Annotated in this window: 18 protein-coding genes and 3 rRNA genes; all 21 read left to right on the top strand. The window is 69.2% G+C overall.

Going from position 1 to position 26627, the window contains the following annotated elements; translation table 11 throughout:
* Positions 1-169 precede the first annotated feature (169 nt).
* The 21 genes from argC to OG371_RS44040 all read left to right on the top strand — a co-directional run bounded on the left by argC (position 170) and on the right by OG371_RS44040 (position 26564).
* Entirely contained in the window at positions 170-1198 is a 1029-nt protein-coding gene (gene argC / locus OG371_RS44140) for an N-acetyl-gamma-glutamyl-phosphate reductase (protein ID WP_329063206.1), read from the top strand.
* The gene (argJ, locus tag OG371_RS44135; protein WP_329063204.1) at positions 1195-2355 is read left to right on the top strand and encodes a bifunctional glutamate N-acetyltransferase/amino-acid acetyltransferase ArgJ; all 1161 of its coding nucleotides are present in this window, start codon (positions 1195-1197) and stop codon (positions 2353-2355) included. The genes argC and argJ overlap by 4 nt, the downstream gene beginning before the upstream one ends.
* On the top strand, positions 2352-3272 hold the full coding sequence (argB, locus tag OG371_RS44130; RefSeq protein ID WP_329063202.1) for an acetylglutamate kinase: 921 nt from the start codon (positions 2352-2354) through the stop codon (positions 3270-3272). The genes argJ and argB overlap by 4 nt, the downstream gene beginning before the upstream one ends.
* On the top strand, positions 3269-4489 hold the full coding sequence (locus tag OG371_RS44125) for an acetylornithine transaminase (protein WP_329063200.1): 1221 nt from the start codon (positions 3269-3271) through the stop codon (positions 4487-4489). The genes argB and OG371_RS44125 overlap by 4 nt, the downstream gene beginning before the upstream one ends.
* Positions 4489-5415, top strand: a complete 927-nt coding sequence (gene argF, locus OG371_RS44120) for an ornithine carbamoyltransferase (protein WP_329063198.1) — start codon at positions 4489-4491, stop codon at positions 5413-5415. The genes OG371_RS44125 and argF overlap by 1 nt, the downstream gene beginning before the upstream one ends.
* Positions 5412-5912: an arginine repressor gene (locus OG371_RS44115; RefSeq protein WP_329063196.1), complete on the top strand. Its 501-nt coding sequence runs from the start codon at positions 5412-5414 to the stop codon at positions 5910-5912. The genes argF and OG371_RS44115 overlap by 4 nt, the downstream gene beginning before the upstream one ends.
* A 61-nt stretch (positions 5913-5973) precedes the next feature.
* Complete coding sequence (gene argH, locus OG371_RS44110) at positions 5974-7389, top strand: argininosuccinate lyase (RefSeq protein WP_329063194.1); 1416 nt, start codon at positions 5974-5976, stop codon at positions 7387-7389.
* 136 nt (positions 7390-7525) lie between these two features.
* Positions 7526-8155: a DNA-3-methyladenine glycosylase gene (locus OG371_RS44105; protein ID WP_329063192.1), complete on the top strand. Its 630-nt coding sequence runs from the start codon at positions 7526-7528 to the stop codon at positions 8153-8155.
* A gap of 32 nt (positions 8156-8187) precedes the next feature.
* Positions 8188-9468, top strand: a complete 1281-nt coding sequence (gene tyrS, locus OG371_RS44100) for a tyrosine--tRNA ligase (RefSeq protein WP_329063191.1) — start codon at positions 8188-8190, stop codon at positions 9466-9468.
* Between the two features lie 359 nt (positions 9469-9827).
* Positions 9828-11346, top strand: a 16S ribosomal RNA gene (locus OG371_RS44095).
* Positions 11347-11650: 304 nt separating this feature from the next.
* Positions 11651-14771, top strand: a 23S ribosomal RNA gene (locus OG371_RS44090).
* Between the two features lie 87 nt (positions 14772-14858).
* Positions 14859-14975: ribosomal RNA gene (gene rrf, locus OG371_RS44085) — 5S ribosomal RNA — on the top strand.
* The 16S, 23S and 5S rRNA genes sit together here, the layout of an rRNA operon.
* A gap of 191 nt (positions 14976-15166) precedes the next feature.
* Positions 15167-18331, top strand: coding sequence for a hypothetical protein (locus OG371_RS44080; RefSeq protein ID WP_329063188.1), 3165 nt, complete (start codon positions 15167-15169; stop codon positions 18329-18331).
* Positions 18324-19310 (top strand): HAD-IIA family hydrolase, encoded by a 987-nt coding sequence (locus tag OG371_RS44075; protein WP_329063186.1) that lies wholly within the window; start codon positions 18324-18326, stop codon positions 19308-19310. The genes OG371_RS44080 and OG371_RS44075 overlap by 8 nt, the downstream gene beginning before the upstream one ends.
* A 17-nt stretch (positions 19311-19327) precedes the next feature.
* The gene (locus OG371_RS44070) at positions 19328-19528 is read left to right on the top strand and encodes a hypothetical protein (protein ID WP_329063184.1); all 201 of its coding nucleotides are present in this window, start codon (positions 19328-19330) and stop codon (positions 19526-19528) included.
* 5 nt (positions 19529-19533) lie between these two features.
* Complete coding sequence (locus tag OG371_RS44065; RefSeq protein ID WP_329063182.1) at positions 19534-20367, top strand: TlyA family RNA methyltransferase; 834 nt, start codon at positions 19534-19536, stop codon at positions 20365-20367.
* Positions 20367-21293: an NAD kinase gene (locus OG371_RS44060; protein WP_329073426.1), complete on the top strand. Its 927-nt coding sequence runs from the start codon at positions 20367-20369 to the stop codon at positions 21291-21293. Before OG371_RS44065 ends, OG371_RS44060 begins: the two co-directional genes overlap by 1 nt.
* 100 nt (positions 21294-21393) lie before the next feature.
* The gene (recN, locus tag OG371_RS44055; protein ID WP_329063180.1) at positions 21394-23175 is read left to right on the top strand and encodes a DNA repair protein RecN; all 1782 of its coding nucleotides are present in this window, start codon (positions 21394-21396) and stop codon (positions 23173-23175) included.
* Between the two features lie 9 nt (positions 23176-23184).
* Positions 23185-24339 carry a DUF1266 domain-containing protein gene (locus OG371_RS44050; RefSeq protein WP_329063178.1) on the top strand — a complete coding sequence of 385 codons (1155 nt, stop codon included), beginning with the start codon at positions 23185-23187 and terminating at the stop codon, positions 24337-24339.
* Positions 24340-24435: 96 nt separating this feature from the next.
* Positions 24436-25620, top strand: coding sequence for a putative cytokinetic ring protein SteA (steA, locus tag OG371_RS44045; RefSeq protein ID WP_329063176.1), 1185 nt, complete (start codon positions 24436-24438; stop codon positions 25618-25620).
* The gene (locus OG371_RS44040) at positions 25617-26564 is read left to right on the top strand and encodes a copper transporter (protein ID WP_329063174.1); all 948 of its coding nucleotides are present in this window, start codon (positions 25617-25619) and stop codon (positions 26562-26564) included. Before steA ends, OG371_RS44040 begins: the two co-directional genes overlap by 4 nt.
* The last annotated feature ends 63 nt before the right edge of the window (positions 26565-26627 follow it).

Genomic DNA, 26627 nt, shown 5'->3' with positions numbered 1-26627 from the left:
TTCTAGGGCAGTGGCAGCAAAACGTCTGGAGGAGTGAGCGTCTGGAGGAATGATGACAAGGCGAGCAGCCGTGCTGGGATGTCGGTCGTCGGCCTGGCCGGGGCGACGACGGGGCACCGGGCTCAAACCCTGTTTGTTTGAGATTGCACCGTCGTGCATAATCATGCGTATGACGGTGAAGATCGCGGTTGCCGGCGCGAGCGGGTACGCGGGCGGCGAACTGCTGCGCCTGCTGCTCGCCCACCCCGAGGTCGAGATCGGCGCGCTGACTGCGGCCAGCAGCGCCGGAACCACGCTGGGCACGCACCAGCCGCACCTGGTGCCGCTGGCCGGGCGCGTGCTGGCGGAGACGAGCCCCGAGACGCTGGCAGGGCACGATGTCGTGTTCCTCGCGCTGCCGCACGGGCATTCGGCGGAGATCGCGGCCCGGCTCGGGCCCGAGGTGCTTGTCGTGGACCTCGGCGCCGACCATCGGCTGGCCGACTCGGCCGACTGGGAGCGCTGGTACGGCGGCGAGCACGCCGGCCAGTGGCCGTACGGGCTGCCGGAGCTGCCCGGTGCGCGCGAGAAGCTCGTCGGCACCAAGCGCGTCGCGGTCCCGGGCTGCTTCCCGACCGGCGGCTCGCTGGCCCTCGCGCCGGCGCTAGCCGCTGGGCTGGTCGAGCCGGAGGTCACGGTCGTGTCCGTGACCGGCACGTCCGGTGCGGGCAAGAGCCTCAAGCCGAACCTGCTCGGTTCCGAGGTGATGGGCTCGGCCAGCGCGTACGGCGTGGCCGGGGCGCACCGGCACACACCGGAGTTCGCCCAGAACCTGTCCGCCGCGGCCGGAAGGAAGGTCACCGTGTCGTTCACGCCCGTTCTCGCGCCGATGCCGCGCGGGATCCTCACCACGGCCAGCGCCCCGCTGGCCGGCGACGTCGACGAGACGGCCGCGCGCGAGGTCTACGAGAAGGCCTACGACGCTGAGCCGTTCGTGCAGCTGCTGGCTCCGGGCGTCTGGCCCGCGACCAGCGCGACGCTGGGCTCGAACAACGTCACCCTGCAGCTCGGGGTGGACGCCGGCGCCGGCCGCCTGGTCGTGGTCACCTCGATCGACAACCTGACCAAGGGCACCGCGGGCGGTGCCGTGCAATCGATGAACCTGGCGCTCGGCTTCCCCGAGGCCACCGGACTTTCCACCGTGGGAGTGGCACCGTGACCGTCACCGGCCCCCAGGGCTTCCGCGCCGCCGGCATCGCCGCGGGCATCAAGGCCTCCGGCGCGCTCGACCTCACGCTGGTCGTCAACGACGGCCCGCTCGACGTCGCCGCGGGCGTGTTCACCCGCAACGTGATCAAGGCCGCGCCCGTGCTGTGGTCGCAGGAAGTGCTGAAGCAGCACAAGCTCAAGGCCGTCGTGCTCAACTCCGGCGGGGCCAACGCGGCCACCGGCCCCGGCGGCTTCCAGGACACGCACGCCACCGCCGAAAAGGTGGCCGAGGTGCTCGGCGCCGGGGCCATCGAGGTGGCCGTGTGCTCCACCGGCCTGATCGGCGAGCGGCTGCCGATGGCCGCCGTCCTGTCCGGTGTGGACAGTGCGGTGAAGGCACTCGACACCGGCCTGGAGGCAGGCCTGAACGCCGCCACCGGCGTGATGACCACCGACAGCAAGCCGAAGCAGGCGTTCGCGAAGCACGAAGACGGCTGGAGTGTCGGCGGCTTCGCCAAGGGCGCCGGCATGCTCGCGCCGAACCTGGCCACGATGCTGTCCGTGATCACCACGGATGCCGTGGTGGACAAGGAAACCCTCGACCGTGCCCTGCGCGCGGCCACCCACGTCACCTTCGACCGGCTCGACGTCGACGGCGGCACCTCCACCAACGACACCGTGCTCGTGCTGGCCTCCGGCGCGAGCGGCGCCGAGCCTGCCGAAGCCGAGCTGACGAAGCTGCTCACCACCGTGGCCCGCGACCTGGTGCTGCAACTGCGCGCGGACTCCGAGGGCGCGACGAAGGACGTCGACATCACCGTCCGGGGCGCGGCCTCCGAAGCCGACGCCGAGGTGGTCGCCCGCACCATCGCCGAGGACAACCTGGTCAAGACGGCGCTGTTCGGCTCCGACCCGAACTGGGGCCGGATCGCCATGGCGCTCGGCCGCGCGCCCGCGCGCATCGACCCGGAGACGCTGTCGATCACTATCAACGGCGCCACGCTGTTCGCCGCCGGGACCACCGCCGAGGACCGCTCGGCCGCGGACCTCTCGGGCCGCGCCGTCGCGATCGTCGTCGACCTCGGGGTCGGCGACGCCGCTGCCACCGTCTACACCACGGACCTCTCGCACGGGTACGTCGAAGAGAACAGCGCGTACTCGTCATGACCGGCCCCGATTCGCTGGTTTCGGCGGACGACCGGCTGTCCACGGCGGCCGAGAAGGCCGGGGTGCTGATCGAGGCGATGCCGTGGCTGCAGCGGTTCCACGGCGCCACCGTGGTCGTCAAGTACGGCGGCAACGCCATGATCGACGACCGGCTCAAGGCCGCGTTCGCGCAGGACATGGTGTTCCTGCGGCTGGCCGGCCTGCACCCGGTGGTGGTGCACGGCGGCGGCCCGCAGATCACCGCGATGCTCAGCCGGCTCGGCGTCGAGGGCGAGTTCAAGGGCGGCCTGCGCGTGACCACGCCGGAGACCATGGACATCGTGCGGATGGTGCTGGTCGGCCAGGTCAGCCGGGAGCTGGTCGGGCTGATCAACGCGCACGGGCCGTACGCCGTCGGCATCTCCGGCGAGGACGCGCGGCTGTTCACCGCCGAGCGCAAGCAGGCCACCGTGGACGGTGAGCAGGTCGACATCGGCCTGGTCGGCGAGGTGGCGGCGGTGAACCCGGACGCGGTCCTCGACATCGTCAACGCCGGGCGCATCCCGGTGGTGTCCACTGTGGCCCCCGACATCGACGGCGTGGTGCACAACGTCAACGCCGACACCGCGGCCGGCGCGCTGGCCGCCGCGCTGGACGCCGAGAAGCTCGTGGTGCTCACCGACGTCGAAGGCCTTTATGCCAACTGGCCCGACCGCTCCTCGCTGATCGACCGCATCGGCGTCGACCGGCTGGAGAAGCTGCTGCCGGGCCTGGCCAGCGGCATGATCCCGAAGATGGAGGCTTGCGTCCGCGCGGTCCGCGGCGGCGTGCGCGGCGCCCACGTGATCGACGGCAGGCTCGCCCATTCCGTGCTGCTCGAGGTGTTCACCTCCCGCGGCATCGGCACCATGGTCCTTCCCGAAACGGAGCTCCCGTGACCACTCTGACGTCCAATGTGGACGGCCGGCAGCACTGGCAGTCGGCCGTGATGGACAACTACGGCACCCCCAGCCTCACGCTGGTCCGCGGCGAGGGCGCGAAGGTGTGGGACGCCGACGGCGGCGAGTACGTCGACCTCGTCGGCGGCATCGCCGTCAACGCGCTCGGCCACGCGCACCCGGACGTGGTCCGCGCCGTCAGCGAGCAGATCGCGACGCTGGGCCACACCTCGAACCTGTACGTGAACCCGGTCGCGGTCGAGCTGGCCGAGGCGCTGCTGGACGTCGCGGGGCTGACCGGGCAGGGCAAGGTGCTGTTCGTCAACTCCGGCGCCGAGGCCAACGAGGCCGCGCTGAAGATCAGCCGGCTCACCGGCCGCGGCAAGGTGGTGGCCGCCGAGGGCGCGTTCCACGGCCGCACGATGGGCGCCCTGACGCTCACCGGCCAGCCGGCCAAGCGCGAGCCGTTCGCGCCGCTGCTGCCGGGTGTCACGCATGTGCCGTTCGGCGACGTCGAGGCGCTGCGCGCGGCCGTCGACACCGACACCGCGGCAGTTTTCCTGGAGCCGGTGCTCGGCGAGGCCGGCGTCGTCCCCGCGCCGGACGGTTACCTGCAGGCCGCGCGCGAGATCACCAAGGCGACCGGCACGTTGCTCGTGCTCGACGAGGTGCAGACCGGCATCGGCAGGCTCGGCACCTGGTTCGCGTTCCAGCAGGTCGGGATCGTGCCCGACGTGATCACTCTGGCCAAGGGCCTCGGCGGCGGGCTGCCGCTCGGCGCGGTGATCGGCGTCGGCGCGGCGGGCGAGCTGCTCAAGCCGGGCCAGCACGGCACGACGTTCGGCGGAAACCCGGTGTGCTGCGCGGCCGGTCTCGCGGTGCTGCGCGCCATCGCCCGCGACGGCCTGCTCGACCACGTTTCCGCACTGGGCAAGGACATCGCGGCCGGGGTCGAGGCGCTGGGCCACCCGCTCGTCGGCGGCGTCCGCGGCGCGGGCCTGCTGCTCGGCATCACGCTCCGGCAGCCGGTGTCCGCCGCGGTCGCGAAGGCCGCGCAGGACGCGGGGTACCTGGTCAACCCGGTCGCGCCGGACACCATCCGGCTCGCGCCGCCGCTCGTGCTCGGCGACGAGCAGGCCCGCGGCTTCCTCTCCGCGCTCCCGGGGGCGCTCGACAGCGCCACCACGAAGACCACCACCACGAAGGAAACCGACTGATGCCCCGCCACTTCCTCCGCGACGACGACGTCAGCCCCGAAGAGCAGACAGCGCTGCTCGACCTCGCCGACCAGCTCAAGGCCGACCCGCTCGGCAACAAAGCGCTGGCCGGAAAAACGGTCGCCGCCATCTTCGAGAAGAACTCCACCCGCACCCGGTTCTCGTTCGAGGTCGGCATCAGCCAGCTCGGCGGGCACCCGGTGATCGTGGACGGCCGCTCGATGCAGCTCGGCCGCGAAGAAACCATCGAGGACACTTCGCGTGTGCTGTCGCGCTACGTCGACGCCGTGGTGTGGCGGACTTTCGCGCAGAAGCGCATCGACGCCATGGCCTCGGTCGCCTCGATCCCGATCATCAACGCGCTCACCGACGAATTCCACCCGTGCCAGGTGCTCACCGACCTGATGACCATCCGCGAGCGCAAGGGCAAGCTCGCCGGGCTCACGATGGTCTACCTCGGCGACGGCGCCAACAACATGGCCCACTCGCTGCTGCTCGGCGGGGTCACCGCCGGCATGCACGTGCGGGTCGTCTCGCCCGAGGGCTTCCAGCCCGACCAGCAAGTGGTGCTCGACGCCAAGCACCGCGCCAGCCCGACCGGTGGCAGCGCGACGGTGTTCACCGACCCGCACTCCGCGGTCGACGGCGCCGACGTACTGGTCACCGACACCTGGACGTCCATGGGCCAGGAGAACGACGGCCTCGACCGGGTCGGCCCGTTCCGCGCGCTGCAGGTCAACACCGAGCTGCTCAAGCGCGCGGCGGACGAGGCGATCGTGCTGCACTGCCTGCCCGCGCACCGCGGCTGGGAGATCACCGACGAGGTGCTCGACGGCCCGGCCAGCGCCGTGTGGGACGAGGCCGAGAACCGGCTGCACGCGCAGAAGGCGCTGCTCGTCTGGCTGTTCGGGCAGCTGGGACGATGAGCGGCAGCCGGGTCGGGCGCCAGGCGCGGATCACCGAGCTGGTGGCCACGATGGCCATCCGCAGCCAGACCGAGCTGGCGAAACTGCTGGCGGCCGAGGGCATCGAGGTCACCCAGGCGACGCTGTCGCGGGACCTCGACGAGCTCGGCGCGGTCAAGCTGCGCGGTGCCGACTCGGGTGCCCCGGTCTACGTCATCCCCGAGGACGGCAGCCCGGTGCGCGGAGTGCAGGGCGGCACGGCGAGGCTTGCGAAACTGCTGGCCGAGCTGCTCGTCTCGGCGGACTCCTCAGGCAATCTCACGGTGCTGCGCACGCCCCCGGGCGCGGCGCAGTTCCTGGCCAGCGCCATCGACCGGGCGGCGCTGGAGGAGGTCGTCGGCTCCATCGCCGGCGACGACACGGTCGCGGTGATCGCGCGGGAGCCGTTGACGGGCAAGGATCTGGCCGAACGCTTCGCCGCACTGGCCCAGCGTTCGTCCGCCCTGAACGCGGAATGAACCGATCTCAGACCAGGCAAGCCCGGGTACCAGACCGGGGCGTTACGACGAAAGGCAAGTTGTGAGCGGGAAAGACCAGCCGGTGCAACTGTGGGGCGGGCGGTTCGCCAGCGGCCCGGCGGAGGCGATGGCGGCGCTGAGCGCGTCGACCCACTTCGACTGGCGGCTGGCGCCGTACGACATCGCCGGCTCGCGGGCCCACGCGCGAGTGCTGCGCCAGGCCGGGCTGCTCACCGACGCCGAGCTGGCGGGCATGCTGGACGCGCTGGACGCGCTGGCCCGCGACGTCGAGTCGGGGGCGTTCACCCCGACGGTCGCCGACGAGGACGTGCACACCGCGCTGGAGCGCGGCCTGCTGGAGCGGGCCGGCACCGACCTGGGCGGCAAGCTGCGGGCCGGCCGCTCGCGCAACGACCAGGTGGCCACGCTGTTCCGGATGTGGCTGCGCGACGCGGCCCGCCGGGTCGTCGCGGGCACGCTGGACGTGGTCGACGCGCTGGTGTCGCAGGCCCAGCGGCACCCGGACGCGATCCTGCCCGGCCGCACGCACCTCCAGCACGCGCAGCCCGTGCTGCTCGCGCACCATCTGCTGGCCCACGGCCAGGCGCTGCTGCGCGACGTCTCGCGGCTGCGTGACTGGGACGTCCGCACGGCGGAGTCGCCGTACGGCTCGGGTGCGCTGGCCGGCTCGTCGCTCGGGCTCGACCCGGAGGCCGTCGCGACGGAGCTGGGCTTCGACACCAGCGTGGAGAACTCGATCGACGGCACCGCCTCGCGGGACTTCGCCGCCGAGTTCGCGTTCTCCGTGACGATGCTGGCCGTGAACCTGTCCCGGATCGCCGAAGAGGTGGTCATCTGGAACACCGCCGAGTTCGGCTACGTCACGCTCGACGACGCGTGGGCCACGGGCAGCTCGATCATGCCGCAGAAGAAGAACCCGGATGTCGCGGAGCTGACGCGAGGCAAGGCGGGCCGGCTGATCGGCAACCTCACCGGCCTGCTGGCGACGCTCAAGGCACAGCCGCTCGCGTACAACCGCGACCTGCAGGAGGACAAGGAGCCGGTCTTCGACTCCGTCGAGCAGCTGGAGCTGCTGTTCCCGGCGATCGCGGGCATGCTCGCCACGCTGACCTTCCACACCGACCGGCTCGCCGAGCTGGCCCCGGCGGGCTTCACACTCGCCACCGACATCGCGGAATGGCTGGTGCGCCAAGGCGTTCCGTTCCGGGTGGCGCACGAGGCGGCGGGGGAGAGCGTCCGGGTCGCCGAGGGCCGCGGCGTCGGCCTCGACGAGCTGACCGACGAGGAGTTCCAGGCCATCAACCCGGCGCTCACCCCGGCCGTGCGCGAGGTGCTGACCGTCGAGGGCTCGGTGCGCTCGCGCAACGCCCGCGGCGGCACCGCTCCCGAGCGCGTCGCCGAGCAGCGCGAACGGCTGATGGAGCGGGCCGCGGCCCATCGGCAGTGGCTGAAGTAGGTCTTCCGGCCGGGGCAGCCACGGCTGGCCCGGCCCGGGCAAGCATTGGGGCGTCTGGCTTTCGACGCTTGCGCCTGATCGAGTGCCGGTGCCCGGTCGCCGCTGGTTAGGCTGACGGCGGACGAGGGGAGCGCACGTGGACCGGTTGTTCCGGCGCGAGGAACTGGCACTGGACCCGGTCGACCTGGCGCACCTGCTGCTGGGCGCGGTGCTCGAGGCCGACGGGCCTGACGGCACCGTCGGCGTCCGGCTGGTCGAGGTCGAGGCTTACCGCGGGGCCGACGATCCGGCTTCGCATTGCTACCGCGGTCAGACCCCGCGCAACGCCGTGATGTGGGGGCCGGCCGGGCACCTGTACGTGTATTTCGTCTACGGCATGCACTTCTGCGCCAACATCGTCGGCACCGAAGAGGGCCAGCCGGGCGCCGTGCTGCTGCGCGCGGGCGAGGTCGTCCAGGGCCTGGACCTGGTGCGGAAACGGCGGCCGAACGCGCGGGGGACCGGTGAGCTGGCCAAGGGCCCGGCGATCCTGACCTCGGTGCTGCGGATCGACCGGGCGGAGAATGGCGTCGACCTCACCGACCCGTTCTCGCCGGTGCGGCTGCGCGTGGGGGAGCGGGTGCCCGCCGAACACATCCGTAATGGGCCACGTGTCGGCGTCGCGATGGCGATGGACACCCCGTGGCGATTCTGGGTCGACGGTTCACCCGCCGTCTCGGCCTACCGCCGCGGCGGGAAACGGCGGCAGGCGCGCCCCGCGGGATAGTCGGTTGACCTGGTGCGGGAGTATCTACAGGTGTGAGTGAGCACATCCTTGACGAGCTGTCCTGGCGCGGCCTGATCGCGCAGTCCACCGACATCGACGCCCTTCGGCGCGAACTCGACCAAGGCCCCCTCACCCTGTATTGCGGCTTCGACCCGACCGCGCCCAGCCTGCACGCCGGCAACCTCGTCCCGCTCCTGATGCTCAAGCGCTTCCAGGGGGCCGGGCACCGGCCGATCGTGCTGGCCGGCGGCGCCACCGGGATGATCGGCGACCCGCGTGACACCGGCGAGCGCACGCTGAACACGCTCGACGTCGTGGCCGAGTGGGCCGGCCGGATCCGCGGCCAGCTCGAGCGGTTCGTGGACTTCGACGATTCGGCGACCGGCGCGGTCGTGGAGAACAACCTCAACTGGACCGGCCAGCAGAACGTGCTGGAGTTCCTGCGCGACGTCGGCAAGCACTTCCCGGTGAACACGATGATCAACCGGGAGACGGTGAAGCGCCGCCTCGCGTCCGACGGGATGTCGTACACCGAGTTCAGCTACCTGCTGCTGCAGTCGCAGGACTACCTGCAGCTGTACCGCCAGTACGGCTGCAAGCTGCAGGTCGGCGGCTCGGACCAGTGGGGCAACCTGGTCGGCGGCGCCGACCTGATCCGGCGGGTCGAGGGCGGCGTCGCGCACGCGCTGACCGCACCGCTGGTCACCGACGCCGAGGGCCGGAAGTTCGGCAAGTCCACCGGCGGCGGGAACCTGTGGCTCGACCCGGAGATGACCTCGCCGTACGCCTGGTACCAGTACTTCGTGAACGTGGGGGACGCCGACGTCATCCGCTACCTGCGGATGTTCACGTTCCTCACGCAGGAGGAGATCGGCGCGCTGGCCGAGGACACCGAACAGCGGCCGCACCTGCGCTCGGCGCAGAAGCGGCTGGCGGAGGAGTTCACCAACCTGGTGCACGGCGAGGACCAGACCCGGCAGGTCATCGCGGCCAGCCAGGCGCTGTTCGGGCGCGGTGAGCTGGGCGAGCTCGACGCGAAGACGCTCGACGCGGCCATGGCCGAGGTGCCGACCGGCGAGGTCACGCCTTCGGGTGCGGAGGGACCGACGATCGTCGACCTCCTGCTCGCCGCCGGCCTGGTCGACAGCAAGGGCGCCGCGCGCCGCACGGTCAAGGAGGGCGGCGCGTACGTGAACAACGTGAAGATCGCCGACGAGGAGTGGAAGCCGTCCTCGGCCGATGCCCTCCACGGCCGCTGGCTCGTGGTGCGCAAGGGCAAGCGCAACGTCGCCGGCGTGAGCGTCGGGGCCTGATCCCGGCTCTGGCCCGAAACAGGGGCTTGACCTGCGGGAACGCGGTTAAGGTACCCCCCTGTTTCGGGCCCCGGACGGCCATGTAAAGTTCTCCAAGTCGCCAGGGAAACCGGGTGGCCGCCGGGACACGAACCAAGCTCTCACTGCAAGGTGATGGAGTGGGTGTCCCACAAAAAACTGCTAGGAATGACTGCTTCGGTCGAGGCTGGCCCTGAGGGGTTCTGGTTTCTTCTGGGGTGTGTTGCTTGAGAACTCAACAGTGTGCTAGTGAACTAAGCCAGTAGAGCTTATATGAAACCCCCTCGTCGGGGTTTCCTTTGAGAATGATTGAGAGAATGTAGTCTCGATCGAACTGTTCATTGTTGGAGAGTTTGATCCTGGCTCAGGACGAACGCTGGCGGCGTGCTTAACACATGCAAGTCGAACGCTGAAACCGCTTCGGTGGTGGATGAGTGGCGAACGGGTGAGTAACACGTGGGTAATCTGCCCTGTACTCTGGGATAAGCCTTGGAAACGGGGTCTAATACCGGATATCACATCTCCTCGCATGGGGGGTTGTTGAAAGTTCTGGCGGTACAGGATGAACCCGCGGCCTATCAGCTTGTTGGTGGGGTAATGGCCTACCAAGGCGACGACGGGTAGCCGGCCTGAGAGGGTGACCGGCCACACTGGGACTGAGACACGGCCCAGACTCCTACGGGAGGCAGCAGTGGGGAATATTGCACAATGGGCGAAAGCCTGATGCAGCGACGCCGCGTGAGGGATGACGGCCTTCGGGTTGTAAACCTCTTTCGCCAGGGACGAAGCGCAAGTGACGGTACCTGGATAAGAAGCACCGGCTAACTACGTGCCAGCAGCCGCGGTAATACGTAGGGTGCAAGCGTTGTCCGGAATTATTGGGCGTAAAGAGCTCGTAGGCGGTTTGTCGCGTCGGCTGTGAAATCTGGAGGCTTAACCTTCAGCGTGCAGTCGATACGGGCAGACTTGAGTTCGGTAGGGGAGACTGGAATTCCTGGTGTAGCGGTGAAATGCGCAGATATCAGGAGGAACACCGGTGGCGAAGGCGGGTCTCTGGGCCGATACTGACGCTGAGGAGCGAAAGCGTGGGGAGCGAACAGGATTAGATACCCTGGTAGTCCACGCTGTAAACGTTGGGCGCTAGGTGTGGGCGACATCCACGTTGTCCGTGCCGTAGCTAACGCATTAAGCGCCCCGCCTGGGGAGTACGGCCGCAAGGCTAAAACTCAAAGGAATTGACGGGGGCCCGCACAAGCGGCGGAGCATGTGGATTAATTCGATGCAACGCGAAGAACCTTACCTGGGCTTGACATGCGCCAGACATCCCCAGAGATGGGGCTTCCCTTGTGGTTGGTGTACAGGTGGTGCATGGCTGTCGTCAGCTCGTGTCGTGAGATGTTGGGTTAAGTCCCGCAACGAGCGCAACCCTTATCCTACGTTGCCAGCGCGTGATGGCGGGGACTCGTGGGAGACTGCCGGGGTCAACTCGGAGGAAGGTGGGGATGACGTCAAGTCATCATGCCCCTTATGTCCAGGGCTTCACACATGCTACAATGGCTGGTACAGAGGGCTGCGATACCGCGAGGTGGAGCGAATCCCTTAAAGCCGGTCTCAGTTCGGATCGCAGTCTGCAACTCGACTGCGTGAAGTCGGAGTCGCTAGTAATCGCAGATCAGCAACGCTGCGGTGAATACGTTCCCGGGCCTTGTACACACCGCCCGTCACGTCATGAAAGTCGGTAACACCCGAAGCCCATGGCCCAACCCGTAAGGGAGGGAGTGGTCGAAGGTGGGACTGGCGATTGGGACGAAGTCGTAACAAGGTAGCCGTACCGGAAGGTGCGGCTGGATCACCTCCTTTCTAAGGAGCACAACACATCCACATTCCCGGGATACCCGGAACCGAGTGTGGAGTGGGCACGGTTTAACACCCGCCTGTGGTGTTGCCGAGCTTGCTCAAGGAATTGTGGAACTACTGGTTATCGCCGGCGATGGTGAGTGAGGTTCAAGCAAGTACTGCAGCATCTTCGGGTGTCGCGTGGAAAGTTTGTTTCGTTAGCTCGGGTTGTCGGGTGTTCATTGGCACGCTGTTGGGTCCTGAGGCAACACACTGTTGTTTCTGGTGTGGTGTTTGAGAACTGTAGAGTGGATGCGAGCATCTTTGTGGTCAAGTTGTTAAGGGCACATGGTGGATGTCTTGGCTTCAGGAGCCGATGAAGGACGTAGGAGGCTGCGATAAGCCTCGGGGAGCTGTCAACCGAGCTGTGATCCGAGGATTTCCGAATGGGGAAACCCAGCACCAGTGATGTGGTGTTACCCGCCGGTGAATATATAGCCGGTGTGGAGGGAACGCGGGGAAGTGAAACATCTCAGTACCCGTAGGAAGAGAAAACAACCGTGATTCCGTGAGTAGTGGCGAGCGAAAGCGGAAGAGGCTAAACCGATTGCATGTGATACCTGTCAGGGGTTGTGTAGTCGGTGTTGTGGGACCCGCCTTGAAGAAACTGACATTTTTTCGAAGTCACGCATGAGTTAGTGGAACCGCTTGGGATGGCGGGCCGGAGTGGGTGAGAGCCCCGTACGCGAAAGCTTGTGTTGTGGTTTTTGGTGGTGTTCCCGAGTAGCAGCGAGCTCGTGGAATTTGCTGTGAATCTGCCGGGACCACCCGGTAAGCCTAAATACTTCCTGAAGACCGATAGCGGACTAGTACCGTGAGGGAAAGATGAAAAGTACCCCGGGAGGGGAGTGAAAGAGTACCTGAAACCGTGTGCCTACAAGCCGTCAGAGCCGTAATAAGGTGATGGCGTGCCTTTTGAAGAATGAGCCTGCGAGTTAGTGCTGCGTGGCGAGGTTAACCCGTGTGGGGTAGCCGTAGCGAAAGCGAGTCTGAATAGGGCGTGTGAGTCGCGTGGTCTAGACCCGAAGCGGAGTGATCTACCCATGGCCAGGGTGAAGCGACGGTAAGACGTCGTGGAGGCCCGAACCCACTTAGGTTGAAAACTGAGGGGATGAGCTGTGGGTAGGGGTGAAAGGCCAATCAAACTCCGTGATAGCTGGTTCTCCCCGAAATGCATTTAGGTGCAGCGTCACATGTTTCACCGCGGGGGTAGAGCTACTGGATGGTCTAGGGGCCTTACCGGGTTACCGAAATCAACCAAACTCCGAATACCGTGGTGTGAGAGTGTGGCAGTGAGACGGCGGGGGATAAGCTTCGTCGTCGAGAGGGAAACAGCCCAGAACACCAGCTAAGGCCCCTAAGTGTGTGCTCAGTGGGAAAGGATGTGGGATTGCCCAGACAACCAGGAGGTTGGCTTAGAAGCAGCCACCCTTGAAAGAGTGCGTAATAGCTCACTGGTCAAGTGGTCCTGCGCCGACAATGTAGCGGGGCTTAAGCACACCGCCGAAGCTGTGTCATTGACACAATAGATCCGCTTGAACCTTCGGGTTCTTGTGTAGTCGTGTTGATGGGTAGGGGAGCGTCCTGCATCCAGGGAAGCGGCCGTGTGAACGAGTCGTGGAGGGTGTGGGAGTGAGAATGCAGGCATGAGTAGCGAATGCAGAGTGAGAAACTCTGCCGCCGGATGACCAAGGGTTCCTGGGCCAGGCTAATCCGCCCAGGGTAAGTCGGGACCTAAGGCGAGGCCGACAGGCGTAGTCGATGGACAACGGGTTGATATTCCCGTACCCGAGCATGTGCGCCCATGACGAGGCGTTTGATACTAACCACCCAAAGCCGCTCAGCGAAGCCTTCGGGCTTAGGTGGGTGTGTGGAGCGTGGGACCTGATTTCGTAGTAGTCAAGCGATGGGGTGACGCAGGAAGGTAGCTCCGCCAGGCGATGGTTGTCCTGGTGTAAGCGTGTAGGCCGGAACATAGGCAAATCCGTGTTCCATGAGGCTGAGACGTGATGCGTAGCCGTTTGAGGCGAAGTAGAGTGATCCTATGCTGTCGAGAAAAGCCTCTAGTGAGTGCATGCACGGCCCGTACCCCAAACCAACACAGGTGGTCAGGTAGAGAATACTAAGGCGATCGGGTGAACTGTGGTTAAGGAACTCGGCAAAATGCCCCCGTAACTTCGGGAGAAGGGGGGCCAAACATCCTGAAGCTTTTTACAGGCTAGGGGTGGGTGGCCGCAGAGACCAGCGGAAAGCGACTGTTTACTAAAAACACAGGTCCATGCGAAGTCGCAAGACGATGTATATGGACTGACGCCTGCCCGGTGCTGGAACGTTAAGAGGACCGGTTAATCCCTTCGGGGGTGAAGCTGAGAATTTAAGCGCCAGTAAACGGCGGTGGTAACTATAACCATCCTAAGGTAGCGAAATTCCTTGTCGGGTAAGTTCCGACCTGCACGAATGGCGTAACGACTTTCCGGCTGTCTCAACCACAGGCCCGGCGAAATTGCACTACGAGTAAAGATGCTCGTTACGCGCGGCAGGACGGAAAGACCCCGGGACCTTTACTATAGTTTGGTATTGGTTTTCGGTTCGGCTTGCGTAGGATAGGTGGGAGACTGTGAAGCGGTGACGCTAGTTACTGTGGAGTCGTTGTTGAAATACCACTCTGGTCGAATTGGGAATCTCAACCTCGGACCATGATCTGGTTCAGGGACAGTGCCTGATGGGTAGTTTAACTGGGGCGGTTGCCTCCTAAAGAGTAACGGAGGCGCCCAAAGGTTCCCTCAGCCTGGTTGGCAATCAGGTGTTGAGTGCAAGTGCACAAGGGAGCTTGACTGTGAGACAGACATGTCGAGCAGGGACGAAAGTCGGGACTAGTGATCCGGCACCACCTGGTGGAAGGGGTGTCGCTCAACGGATAAAAGGTACCCCGGGGATAACAGGCTGATCTTGCCCAAGAGTCCATATCGACGGCATGGTTTGGCACCTCGATGTCGGCTCGTCGCATCCTGGGGCCGGAGTAGGTCCCAAGGGTTGGGCTGTTCGCCCATTAAAGCGGCACGCGAGCTGGGTTTAGAACGTCGTGAGACAGTTCGGTCCCTATCCGCCGCGCGCGTAGGATACTTGAGGAAGGCTGTCCCTAGTACGAGAGGACCGGGACGGACGAACCTCTGGTGTGCCAGTTGTCCCGCCAGGGGCATGGCTGGTTGGCCACGTTCGGAAGGGATAACCGCTGAAGGCATCTAAGCGGGAAGCCTGTTCCAAGATGAGGTATCCCACCCCATGTGGGTTAAGGCCCCCAAGAGACCATTGGGTTGATAGGCCAGAAATGGAAGCACAGTAATGTGTTGTCGAGTTGACTGGTACTAATAGGCCGAGGACTTGCCCACGAAGATGTTACGCATCCACTCTACAGCTCTGAAACACCACACCGACACCACCGAACTTGGTGGTGGGTGTGTGTTGTTTCGTAGTGTTTCGGTGGTTATAGCGCCAGGGAAACGCCCGGTCCCATTCCGAACCCGGAAGCTAAGCCTGGTAGCGCCGATGGTACTGCAACCGAAGGGTTGTGGGAGAGTAGGACGCCGCCGAACTTTAACGTAACAGTCAGGGCCCCGGTCGAGGATCAGCAATGATCTTCCCGGGGCCCTACTGCTATGTGTGCCCCGGCGCCGGCGACGACGCCGCCCGGGGGATGGTCCGCGGGGACCCGTAGGATAGTCAGTTGGCCCCCTAGCGGGGCATACGTACCAAACCAAGATTTTTTTCGATGGCAGGAGGCCAGGTGTCCGAGTTCGGTCGACGTGACTCAGAGGATGATGGGTCCGGCCGGTCGGCTCGCCGCGACCAAGGCTCCCGCGGCAACCGGTCGGACGCGCCCCGGGGAGACCGGCGCGGCGCGCGGCAGGACCGAGGCGGACGCGACAGCAGCCACCAGGGACGACCGCGGCGCGACGACCGCGGCGCGGGCGCCCGTGGCACCGGCGGCGGCTACCAGGGCCGGCCCTCGCAGGGCGACGGCCCCCGTGACCAGCGCGGCGGCTACGCCCCCAACCGCGACGACAAGCGTTCCGCCGCATTCCGCGGTGGTTCGGACGACAAGCGCTCCGGTGGCTACCGGGGTGGCTCGGACGACAGCCGCTCCGGCGGTTACCGCGGCGGCTCCGATGACAAGCGGTCCGGTGGTTACCGCGGCGGTTCGGACGACAGCCGTTCCGGCGGGTACCGGGGTGGCTCGGATGACAAGCGTTCCGGTGGGTATCGGGGTGGCTCGGACGACAAGCGGTCCGGCGGTTACCGGGGCGGTTCCGAGGACAGCCGGTCCGGTGGGTACCGGGGTGGTTCCGGCGGCGGCTCGCGTGGCAGTTACGACAACCGTGGCGGGGGGCGTTCCGAGGATCGGGGCGCCGGGCGTCCGCAGGGCAAGTCGGCCTATGGCGAGCGGAAGGACTCCGGCCGTCGGTGGGAAGACCGTGGCGGCAGTGGCGGTTACCAGGGGGACCGTGGCTCGAGCGGTTCCCGGGGTGGCAGCAGCTCCGGTGGGTACAAGGGCGACTCGCGTACCGGCGGCTACCAGGGCGACCGCGATTCGCGTACTGGCGGCGGCTACCAGGGCAAGAACGACCGCGGCCCGAGCGAGTACCAGGGCAAGAGCGGCTTCAAGAGCGAACGCGGCTCGGGCGGGTATCAGGGCAATCGGGACTTCAAGGGTGACCGTCGGGACGACCGCGGCTCCGGTGGGTTCCGCGGCGACCGGGACGACCGTGGCACGAGCGGCGGTTACCGCGGTGGCAGCGCCGGCGGTTCGCGTGACGACCGTGGCAGCTTCCGCAGCAGCGGTGACAACCGTTCCGGCTTCCGGGACAGCCGGGGCTCGGCCAGCGATTCGCGCGGCGGCAGCACCGGTGGCTACGGCGGCGACCGCGACGCGCGTGGCAGCGGCGGGGACCGTGGCGGCAGTGGCTTCCGGAGCGGTGGGGACCGTCGTGACGATCGTGGCGGCAGCGGTTTCCGCAGCGGTGGGGACCGTCGCGATGACCGTGGTGGCTACCAGGGCGACCGTGGTTCGAGCGGTTCCCGGGGTAGCAGCTCCGGTGGGTACAAGGGTGACTCGCGTACCGGCGGCGACCGGGGGACCGGTGGTTACCAGAGTGACCGCGGTTCGCGGACTAGCGACCGGGGAACCGGCGGGTACAAGGGCGACTCGCGGACTGGCGAGCGGGGCACCGACCGTCGGGATGATCGGGGTGGCAGCGGGTTCCGGAACGACCGGGGCTCGGGCAGCGGCTTCCGCCGGGATGACCGCGGTGGTTCCCGTGACTCGCGGGGCGGGAGTGACCGGGGGTTCGAGCGTCGGGGCGGTGGTTCGTCCGGTCGTGAGGACAACCGGGGCGGTTACCGGCGGGACGACCGTGGTCGCGCTGGGGACGACAGCGGTTCCGGTGGGTACCAGAGCGACCGCGGCATCGACACCAGTGGGTTCGAGGCGGCCGACCACGACATCACCGACGACACGATGTCGTCCACCTTCGTTGACGAGGTGACTCCGGAAACGCGGCCGCGGTCCGAGGCGACCCGTGACGACAGTTCGGTCGAGGGTGGTGCTGACGCGGCCGTTCGATCGGACGCTGGCACCGTCACGGCGAAGGCTGCGACGGACGACGGCGATGCGGAGTCCGGCACCAGTCAGGACAGCAGCTCGGCCAAGGAAAGCAGCTCGGCCAAGGACAGCGGTACGGCCAGTGACGGCAGTGCTGCTGAGGGCAGTGGGGCTGGCGAGGACTCCGAGCGCAGCAACCGCTCCGGCGAGGATGATCGCTCGGCCGGGCGCAGCGACCGCAGCGGTGAGAGCGACCGCACGGCCGAGCACAGCGACTCCTCCGGCGAGGACGACCGAACGGCTGAGCACAGCGACCGCTCCACGGAAGATGACCGCTCGGCCGAGGGCAGCGAACGTGGCGACGCGGCCGACCGGAGTGACCGGCCGAGTAGTGACCGGCCCAGTGGCAGCACCCCGGACAACCGTGGCGACCGGTCCGACGACCGTCCCCGGCGAGACGAGCGCGCCGAGCGGCCCCGTCGTGACGAGCGTGGTGACCGGCCGGCTCGGTCTGACCGGCCGCAGCGGGATGAGCGGCCCCGTCGGGACGAGCGGCCGCAGCGTTCCGGGGCACAGCGGGACGACCGGCCTCGGCGGGATGACCGGCCGCAGCGGGGCAGTCGCTTCGTGCGGGCGGGGGCGGACACCACGCTCGACGACGAGGCCATGGCCCGGGAGTTGCTGGCCGCGCCCGAGCTGCCCGAGGACATCGAGTTCTCGGACCTCGACGAGGAGGCTCGCCGCGAGTTGCGGACGTTGCCGAAGGGGCTGGCCGAGACCGTCGGGAAGCACTTGGTGGCCGCGGGCGGGCTGATCGACAGCGATCCCGAGGCGGCGCTGGAGCACGCGAAGTACGCGAAGGCCAAGGCCTCGCGCGTGCCGATCGTGCGGGAGGCGCTCGGGCTTGTCGCCTACCACTCCGGCAACTGGCAGGAGGCCCTCTCGGAACTGCGGGCCGTGCGGCGCATGACGCGCAGCGACGAGCACATTGCCATCATCGCCGACGCCGAGCGGGCGCTGGGGCGGCCGGAGCGGGCGCTGGACCTGGCGAAGGAAACCGACACCACGAAGCTGGCGAAGGCCACGCAGGTCGAGCTGGCGATCGTCGCCGCCGGGGCGCGTCGTGACCTCGGGCAGCTCGAGGCGGCGGTCGTTTCCTTGCAGGGCCCCGATTTGATCCCCAGCAAGCGGGACCCGTGGAGCGCGCGCCTGTTCTACGCGTACGCCGACAACCTCGCTGCTGCCGGGCGTAAGGACGAAGCCGTGCGCTGGTTCCTCAACGCCTCCGAGGCCGACGCCGAGGACGAGACCGACGCGGCGGAGCGGGCGGCGGAGCTTTCGAATGAGTGACGCGCTCTTCGCGGGTTACGACGCGGTGCTGTTCGACCTGGACGGCACCGTCTACCACGGCACGCAGGTGATCCCGGGCGCGCCGGAGGCGGTCGACGCGGTGCGCGAGCACGGCACGGCCGTCCGGTTCGTCACCAACAACGCCTCCAAGGCCCCCGGTGACGTCGTGGCGCACCTGCGCGAGCTGGGCCTGCCGGCCGAGTCCGCGGAGGTGCACACGAGCGCTCAGGCCGCCGCCGGCGTGCTCGGCGAGCGGCTGCCCGCCGGGGCGCAGGTGCTCGTGGTCGGCACGGAGTCGCTGGTGGCGGAGGTGACCGCGGCCGGCCTCGCGACGGTGCGCGAGAACGGGCCTGACGTCGCCGCCGTGGTGCAGGGCCACTCGCCGGACAACGCGTGGGCCGACCTGGCGGAGGCGTGCCTGGCCATCCGCGCGGGGGCGCTCTGGGTGGCGTGCAACGTCGACGCCACCCTGCCGTCCGAGCGCGGGCTGCTGCCGGGCAACGGCTCGATGGTCGCCGCCCTGCGCACGGCCACCGACGTCGAGCCGGTGGTGGCCGGGAAACCGCAGCCGCTGCTGTTCGAGACGGCCGCGCGCTCGGCCGGCGCGAGCCACCCGCTGGTGGTCGGCGACCGGCTGGACACCGACATCGCCGGCGCGGTCGCGGCGGGCGTCGACTCGCTCGCCGTGCTCACCGGCGTCGCCACGCCGATCGGGCTGCTCACCGCGGTCGCGGCGGAACGGCCGACACACCTCGCCGCCGACCTCACCGGGTTGACCCGGCGCGCCGACGACCTGAAGATCGGGCCGCGCCCGGGCTGGGAAGTCACCGCCGGGGACGAGCTGACCGCAGCCGGCCGCGGCGACGCCCTCGACCTGCTGAGGGCGCTGTGCCACGCGGCGTGGGAGACGGGCGTGACCACGGTCCGCGCGGACGGCGACGCGGCGGCCGCGGCGCTGGCCGAGCTCGGACTGGCCTGACTGGTAGTTTTACCGGCGTGTACCCGAACGTCCCGCGGCCCGTCCCGGGCCCGCCGCCGGCCCCCGGGCCGCAGCAGACCGATCCCCGCGCGGGGATCGAAGAAGCCGTCGCGGGCCTGGACGAGCTGAGCACCCTGCCGCTGGCCGAGCACGTCGACCGGTTCGAGGCCGTGCACACCGAGCTCACCGTGGCCCTGTCCAGCATCGACAAGGTCTGACCGCCGTGCCCAGACGGGCCCGTCTGGACGCGGAGCTGGTGCGGCGCGGCCTCGCCCGCTCCCGCGAACAGGCCTCTGCGCTCATCACCGGCGGCAAGGTCACCGTGCGCGGCATGGTGGCCTCGAAACCCGCGACCGGCGTCGAATCCGACGCGCCCATCGTGGTCAAGGACGAGGACGACCCGGGCTGGGCTTCGCGCGGCGCGCACAAACTCCTTGGCGCACTGGAGAAATTCGGTCCCGAAGGCCTCGAGGTCGAAGGAAAGCGCTGTCTTGACGCCGGCGCGTCCACCGGCGGCTTCACCGACGTGCTGCTGCGCGGGGGCGCGGCCACCGTGATCGCCGCCGACGTCGGCCGCGGCCTGCTCGACTGGCGGCTGCGCACGGACGAGCGGGTGGTCGTGCTCGACCGCACCAATGTGCGCAACCTGGCCTCGGACGACCTCGGCGGGCCGGTCGACCTGATGGTCGGCGACCTGTCGTTCATCTCGCTCAAGCTCGTGCTGCCCGCGCTGGCGGACTGCGTGCGCGACGGCGGCGATCTGGTGCCCATGGTCAAACCGCAGTTCGAGGTCGGCAAGGACCGGCTCGGCAGCGGCGGCGTGGTGCGCGACCCGGAGCTGCGCGCCGAATCCGTGCTCGGCGTGATCGACGCGGCGGCGAAGCTGGGGCTGGTACTGCGCGGGGTGGTGGCCAGCCCGTTGCCGGGGCCTTCGGGCAACGTCGAGTACTTCGTGTGGCTTCGGCGTCAGGATCCGGGCGCCGAGGGGGCTGGCGATGGCACTGTGGACAGTGCCGAGCGGCTCGTGCGGGCCGCCGTCCAGGAAGGACCCCAGTGATCAGCACCGAACGTGAAGTGCTCCTCGTGGTGCACCCGGACCGGGACACCACCCGGGACGCGGCGCGCGACGTGGCCGAGCGGTTCGGCAAGGCCGGGATCCGGCTGCGCGTGACCGACGAGGAAGTCCGGCAGCTGATCGACCCGGACGGCTGCATGGCGACGCCGTGCACGATCGTCGCGCCGCAGGACGACCCCGCGCGCGGAGCCGAGCTGGTGTTCGTGCTCGGCGGCGACGGCACGCTGCTGCGCGCGGCGGAGCTGGCGCGCCCGGCCGGGGTGCCGGTGCTGGGCGTGAACCTGGGCCGCGTCGGCTTCCTCGCCGAGGCCGATTCCGACGCGCTCGCCGACGCAGTGCAGCAGGTGGTCGACCGCGAGTACCAGGTCGAGGAGCGGATGACCGTCGACGTCACGGTGACTTCCGGCGGCGAGGAGCTGTACCGCACCTGGGCGCTGAACGAGGCCAGCGTGGAGAAGTTCACGCGCGAGCGGGTGCTCGACGCGCTGATCGAGGTCGACGGCCGCCCCGTCTCGTCCTTCGGCTGCGACGGCGTGCTGTGCGCGACGCCGACGGGCTCCACCGCGTACGCCTTCTCCGCGGGCGGCCCGATCATGTGGCCGGACGTCGAGGCGCTGCTGGTGGTGCCGAGCAACGCGCACGCCATGTTCTCGCGTCCGCTCGTGGTCTCGCCGGACTCGGTGATCACCGTGGCGATCGACCCGACCGGCCCCAAAGCGGTGCTGACCTGCGACGGGCTGCGCAGCTTCGACATGCCGCCGGGCTCGCGAGTGCGGGTGGTCTGCGGGCAGCGGCCGGTGCGGCTGGTGCGGCTCTGGGACGGCGTCTTCACCGACCGCCTGGTGCACAAGTTCGGCCTGCCGGTGCGCAGCTGGCGCGAGCGCCGGACCGGCGGCCGCGCCGTCTGAGCCGCCGCGACTCGCCCGCACAGGTGTTCGACCAGGGAAAAGAACATTTAACGGTGGTCGAGCGCACGGAACGTCGGTGGGGGCGGCTACCGTAGGCGTCGTGCTGGCCGAGATGCGCATCCAGGGCCTCGGAGTGATCGAGGAAGCCCTGCTGGAACTGCACCCGGGCTTCACCGTCGTGACCGGTGAGACGGGTGCCGGGAAGACCATGGTCGTGACCGGGCTGCACCTGCTCTCCGGCGGGCGGGCCGAGGCCTCCAAGGTCCGGACGGGAATGCTCAAGGCGTTCGTCGAAGGGCGGTTCACGCTCGACAAGGCCGAGGTCGCGAGCCGGATCGTCACCGACGCGGGCGCCGACATCGACGAGGACGGCAGCGTGATCGCGCTGCGCACGGTGTCCGTCGACGGGCGGTCCAGAGCCCACCTCGGCGGCCGGTCCGTGCCGGTCGGGGTGCTGGCCGACCTGTCCGAGCAGGTGATCGCCGTGCACGGGCAGAACGACCAGCTGCGGCTGCTGCGCCCGGCGGAGCAGCGCGCGGTGATCGACCGGTTCGCCGGCGAGTCCGTGGGCGAGCCGCTCGCCGAGTACCGCGAGATCCGCGCCGAGTGGCTGGCCGTGATCACCGAGCTGGACGAGCGGTCCAGCCGCTCGCGCGAGATGGCGCAGCAGGCCGACCTGCTCAAGCACGGGCTGAACGAGATCGACGCCGTCGCGCCCGAGCCGGGTGAGGACGTCGAGCTGACCGAGCAGATCAAGCGGCTGGCCGCGGTCGACGAGCTGCGCGCCTCGGCCACCGAGGCGCACGCCGCCGTGTCCGGCTCCCAGGACGGCGATCCGGACGCGCCCGGTGCGCTCGGGCTGGTCGGCGAGGCGGTCCGGCGGCTCGCCACCGCCGAGGACCCGGTGCTGCGCGACCTCGCGCCGCGCTTGGAAGAGGCGTCGATGCTGCTCGGCGACGTCGGCACCGAGCTGGGCAGTTACGTCGAGACGCTGGACGCCGACCCGGCGCTGCTGGAGAAGGTGCTGGCGCGCCAGGCCGACCTCAAGCGGCTCACCCGCAAGTACGCGGCCGACGTCGACGGGGTGCTGGCCTGGGCCGACGACGCCCGCCGCCGGCTGGAGTCCGTGGACACCTCCGACGAGGCGCTGGCCGAGCTGGCCCGCCGCCGCGACGAGCTGGGGGTGCGCCTGGCCGGGCTCGCCGCCGAGGTCTCGTCCGCGCGTGGCAAGGCCGCCGCCGAGCTGGCCTCGGCGATCACCCAGGAGCTGTCCGGCCTGGCGATGGGCCAGGCCGAGCTGGAGATCACCGTCGAGCAGCGCCCGGCCGAGCACGGCGACCGGCAGGCGCTGGCGATCGACGGCCGCGCGGTGCACGCCGGCGCCGAGGGCGTCGACGAGGTCGAGCTGCTGCTGCGCGCGCACGACGGCGCGCCGCCGCTGCCGGTGCACAAGGCCGCGTCCGGCGGTGAGCTCTCGCGCGTGATGCTGGCCATCGAGGTGGTGCTGGCGAACGTCGACACCGTGCAGACGCTGGTGTTCGACGAGGTCGACGCCGGGGTCGGCGGCCGGGCCGCGGTCGAGATCGGGCGGCGGCTGGCGCGGCTGGCCCGCACCCACCAGGTGCTGGTGGTGACCCACCTGCCGCAGGTGGCCGCGTTCGCCGATCAGCACCTCGTGGTGGACAAGGGCACCAGCGGCGGGGTCACGCGCAGCGGCGTCAAGCTGCTGGAGCCGGCCGACCGCGTGCAGGAGCTGGCCCGCATGCTCGCCGGCATGGACGGCACCGAGACCGGCCGCGCGCACGCCGAGGAGCTGCTGGCGGTGGCGGAGAAGGACAAGTCGGCGCCGGCGCCGAAGCGCAAGAAGGCCAAGAAGGGCTGACCACAGCAGATGATCTGGGCCGCGGTGGCCGACGTGGAGGCCGAACTCGCCGAGGCACGGCGCGAAGCCGACCTGGACCGGTTCCTCGGGCTGCTCGGCGACGAGGAGCTGTTCGTGCCGATCCACCGGGAGGACGCCGAGAAGCTCGCCGACGAGCGCTCGTGGTCGTTCGCGAAGGCGTGCTGCGAGCACGACGGCGAGCCGTCGCTGCAGGTGTTCACCCGGGGCGCGCTGCCGGACTTCGGCGCGGATGTGGTGTTCCTCGGCGGTGATCTGGACTGGGCGCTGCACGGGCTGGCCGGCGACGACCAGGTGGTGTTCAACCGCGGCACGCTCGGCGAGTGGCGGGTGACCGGCGCGGCCGCGCTGCACTGGCTCGACGCCAACCCGGACCGGGTCACGGCCGTCGAGCAGCAGGTCGAGCGGCTCAACACCGCGCGCTACGGCCATTTCGACGGCCCGGTCGCGCAGGCGCTGGCCTGCGGGGCGCAGCAGGCCGCGCTCACCGCCGAGCCGTGGAACGTGCTCGACCCGCGGTATCACGACTACGTCGCCGAGGTCCGCGGCCTGCGCGACTGGTGGGGCGTGTCCGACGCGGCCGGCTGGCGTCAGGCGATGGCCCGGCTGCTCGGCGACCGGTACGTGCTGACGCCGGGCAACCTGGTGCTGATCCTGCGGGCGCAGCACGACGCTGACCTGGACCCGATGAGCTGGTCCGAGCTGGTGCTGCACTGGTGCGCGGAAAACGACGCGCGGCACCAGGCCGAGGAGCTGACCCGGGCGGTCCGCCGGATCGTGCGCTACGAGCAGCGGCTGCGGGCCGACGGGGTGCTGGAGCCGGACGCCGCCGTCGGCACCACGATCGGCTGGGACGTCGGCCGCGCGGTCGGCCTGGCGCGCTGGGGCCTGGCGGTCGGGCACTGCGACGCGCTGACGGCCGAGCTGATGGTGCTCGAGGCCGGCGCCGTGGCCCACCGCTACCACCAGTCATGGGCCGAGCTGTCCGCGAGTTATCTGCTGGGCCGGGTGCTCGCCCTGGACGGCGAGGAGTTCGGCGAGGCGTACCTGTCCGCGCTGCGGGTTCATCACCTCCTGCTTTCGGATGCCGCCAGCCCGTGGGTGAACCTCGCGTTCGAGCAGGCGGAACCCACCATCCAACCCTGAACGGACGCGTTCGGCGACACCGCTCACCACAATGAGTCACGTCGGCTTCGGCGCGTCGTGCGCCGTCCCACGCACAAATTTGTCACCATCAGCCACATGAAGCTCACCGGTCTGCTCGCGCGAAACCACGAAGCCCTCCCCGGCATCACCGGCGTCGCGCGCGTCGACCGCCGCACGAGGGAGCTGCTGCGCCGGGTCAGCGCCGGCGACGTGGTGGTGCTCGACCAGCTCGACCTCGACCGCGCGACGGCCGACGCGCTGGTGGAGGCCGAGGTGGCGGCCGTGGTCAACGCGTCGCCGTCGATCTCCGGCCGGTTCCCGAACCTGGGCCCGGAGATCCTGGTCGCCGCGGGCATCCCGCTGGTCGACTCGGTCGGCGGCGAGCTGCTGCGCACGGTCAAGGACGGCACCAAGCTGCGGGTGTTCGAGGGCGCGGTCTACCTCGGGGAGCGGCAGCTCGCCTCCGGCGACGAGCAGACCGCCGAGAGCGTCGCGGACCAGATGATCGAGGCCAAGGCCGGGATGTCGACGCAGCTGGAGGCGTTCTCGGCCAACACCATCGAGTTCCTGCGCCGCGAGCGCACGCTGATCCTCGACGGCGTCGGCGTGCCCGAGCTGCGGATGCAGCTGCGCGACCGGCACGTGCTGGTGGTCGCGGGCGGCAACGGCCACGCCGAGGACCTCAAGCGGCTCAAGAAGTACATCGGCGAGCACCGCCCGGTGCTGGTCGGCGTGGACGCCGGCGCCGACACCCTGCGCGCGCAGGGACACACGCCGGACGTGATCGTGGGCGACCCGCACGGCATCGGCGCGGCGACCCTGCGCAGCGGCGCCGAGGTCGTGGTGCCCGCGCAGCCGGACGGGCACGCACCCGGCGTCGAGCGGATCCAGGACCTGGGCATCGGCGCGGTGACCTTCCCCGCGTCCGGCAACTCCGAGGACCTCGCGCTGCTGCTGGCCGACGCGCACGGCGCGAGCCTGGTGGTCACCGTCGGGTTCCAGGCCACGCTGCGGGAGTTCCTCGACCACGGCCGGTCCGGCTCGAACCCCTCGACGTTCCTGACCCGGCTGAAGCTGGGCACGAAACTCGTCGACGGCAAGGCCGTCGCGACGCTGCACCGCAGCCGGGTGTCGCTGGGCGCCGTCGCGCTGCTCGTCCTCGCCGCCGTCGTCGTGGTGATCGCGGCGTTGCTCGTCTCCGACGTCGGCTCCGTCTACCTGGACTGGATCCAGCACACCTGGACCACGTTCACGACCTGGGTGAAGGGGCTCTTCCGGTGATTTCCCTGCGGTACCACATCGTTTCCATCACGGCGTGCTTCCTCGCGCTGGCCGTCGGCGTGGTGCTGGGGTCCACCGCGCTCAACGGCTCGCTGCTTTCGGGGCTGTCGGACCAGAAGAAAGACCTCGGCACGCAGGTGTCCGACCTCGAGGCCCAGCGCAACGCGCTCAACGCGCGGCTGTCCGACGCCGACGCGTTCGCCGGCGCCATGGGGCCCAAGGTCGTCGCCGGGCAGCTGGACAAGCGCACGGTGGTGCTGGTGACCACCGAGGACGCGCGCCCGGCCGACCGGGACGCGCTCAAGCAGCTGGTCTCCCAGTCCGGCGCCTCGGTGACCGGTGAGCTGCAGCTGACCAGCGCGTTCACCGACCCGAACAAGGCCGACCAGCTGCGCGACGTCGTCACGCGGCTGCAGCCGGCCGGGTCCAAGTTCCCGACCGCGGGCGACTCCGGCACGCTGGCCGGCGCGCTGCTCGGCTCGGTGCTGCTGCTGGACAAGACCAGCGCGAAGCCGCAGTCCACTGGGGACGAGCTGGCCGCCGCTCTGGGCGGGCTCACCGACGGCGGGTTCGTGAAGCCGAGCCAGGGCGTGCAGCCCGCGCAGCTGGCGATCGTGCTGACCGGCTCGCAGCAGACCGGCGACGGCGCGGGCGACCGGGCCGCGACGATCGCCCGGTTCGCCACCCAGCTCGACCGCTCCGGCGCGGGCACCGTGCTGGCCGGCGACCAGGGCTCGGCCGACGGCTCCGGCGCTCTCGGCGTGGTGCGCGCGGACACCTCCGCCACCTCGATCCTGTCCACTGTGGACAACGTGGACTCGGCCGCCGGCCGGGTCGCGACGCTGATGGCCCTGCGCGAGCAGCTCGACGGCGGCGCCGGCCGCTACGGCATCGCCGGCAACGCCCAGGCGCCCGCGCCGGGCATCGGCTCGGCCGGGAACTAACGCCCCACGCACGTCGGCGGCGGGCCGCGATCTCTTCGAGGGTGGGAGATCCGCGGCCCGCCG

Source organism: Amycolatopsis sp. NBC_01480 (assembly GCF_036227205.1).
Taxonomy (GTDB): domain Bacteria; phylum Actinomycetota; class Actinomycetes; order Mycobacteriales; family Pseudonocardiaceae; genus Amycolatopsis.
This window is presented reverse-complemented; position numbering and strand designations above follow the sequence as displayed.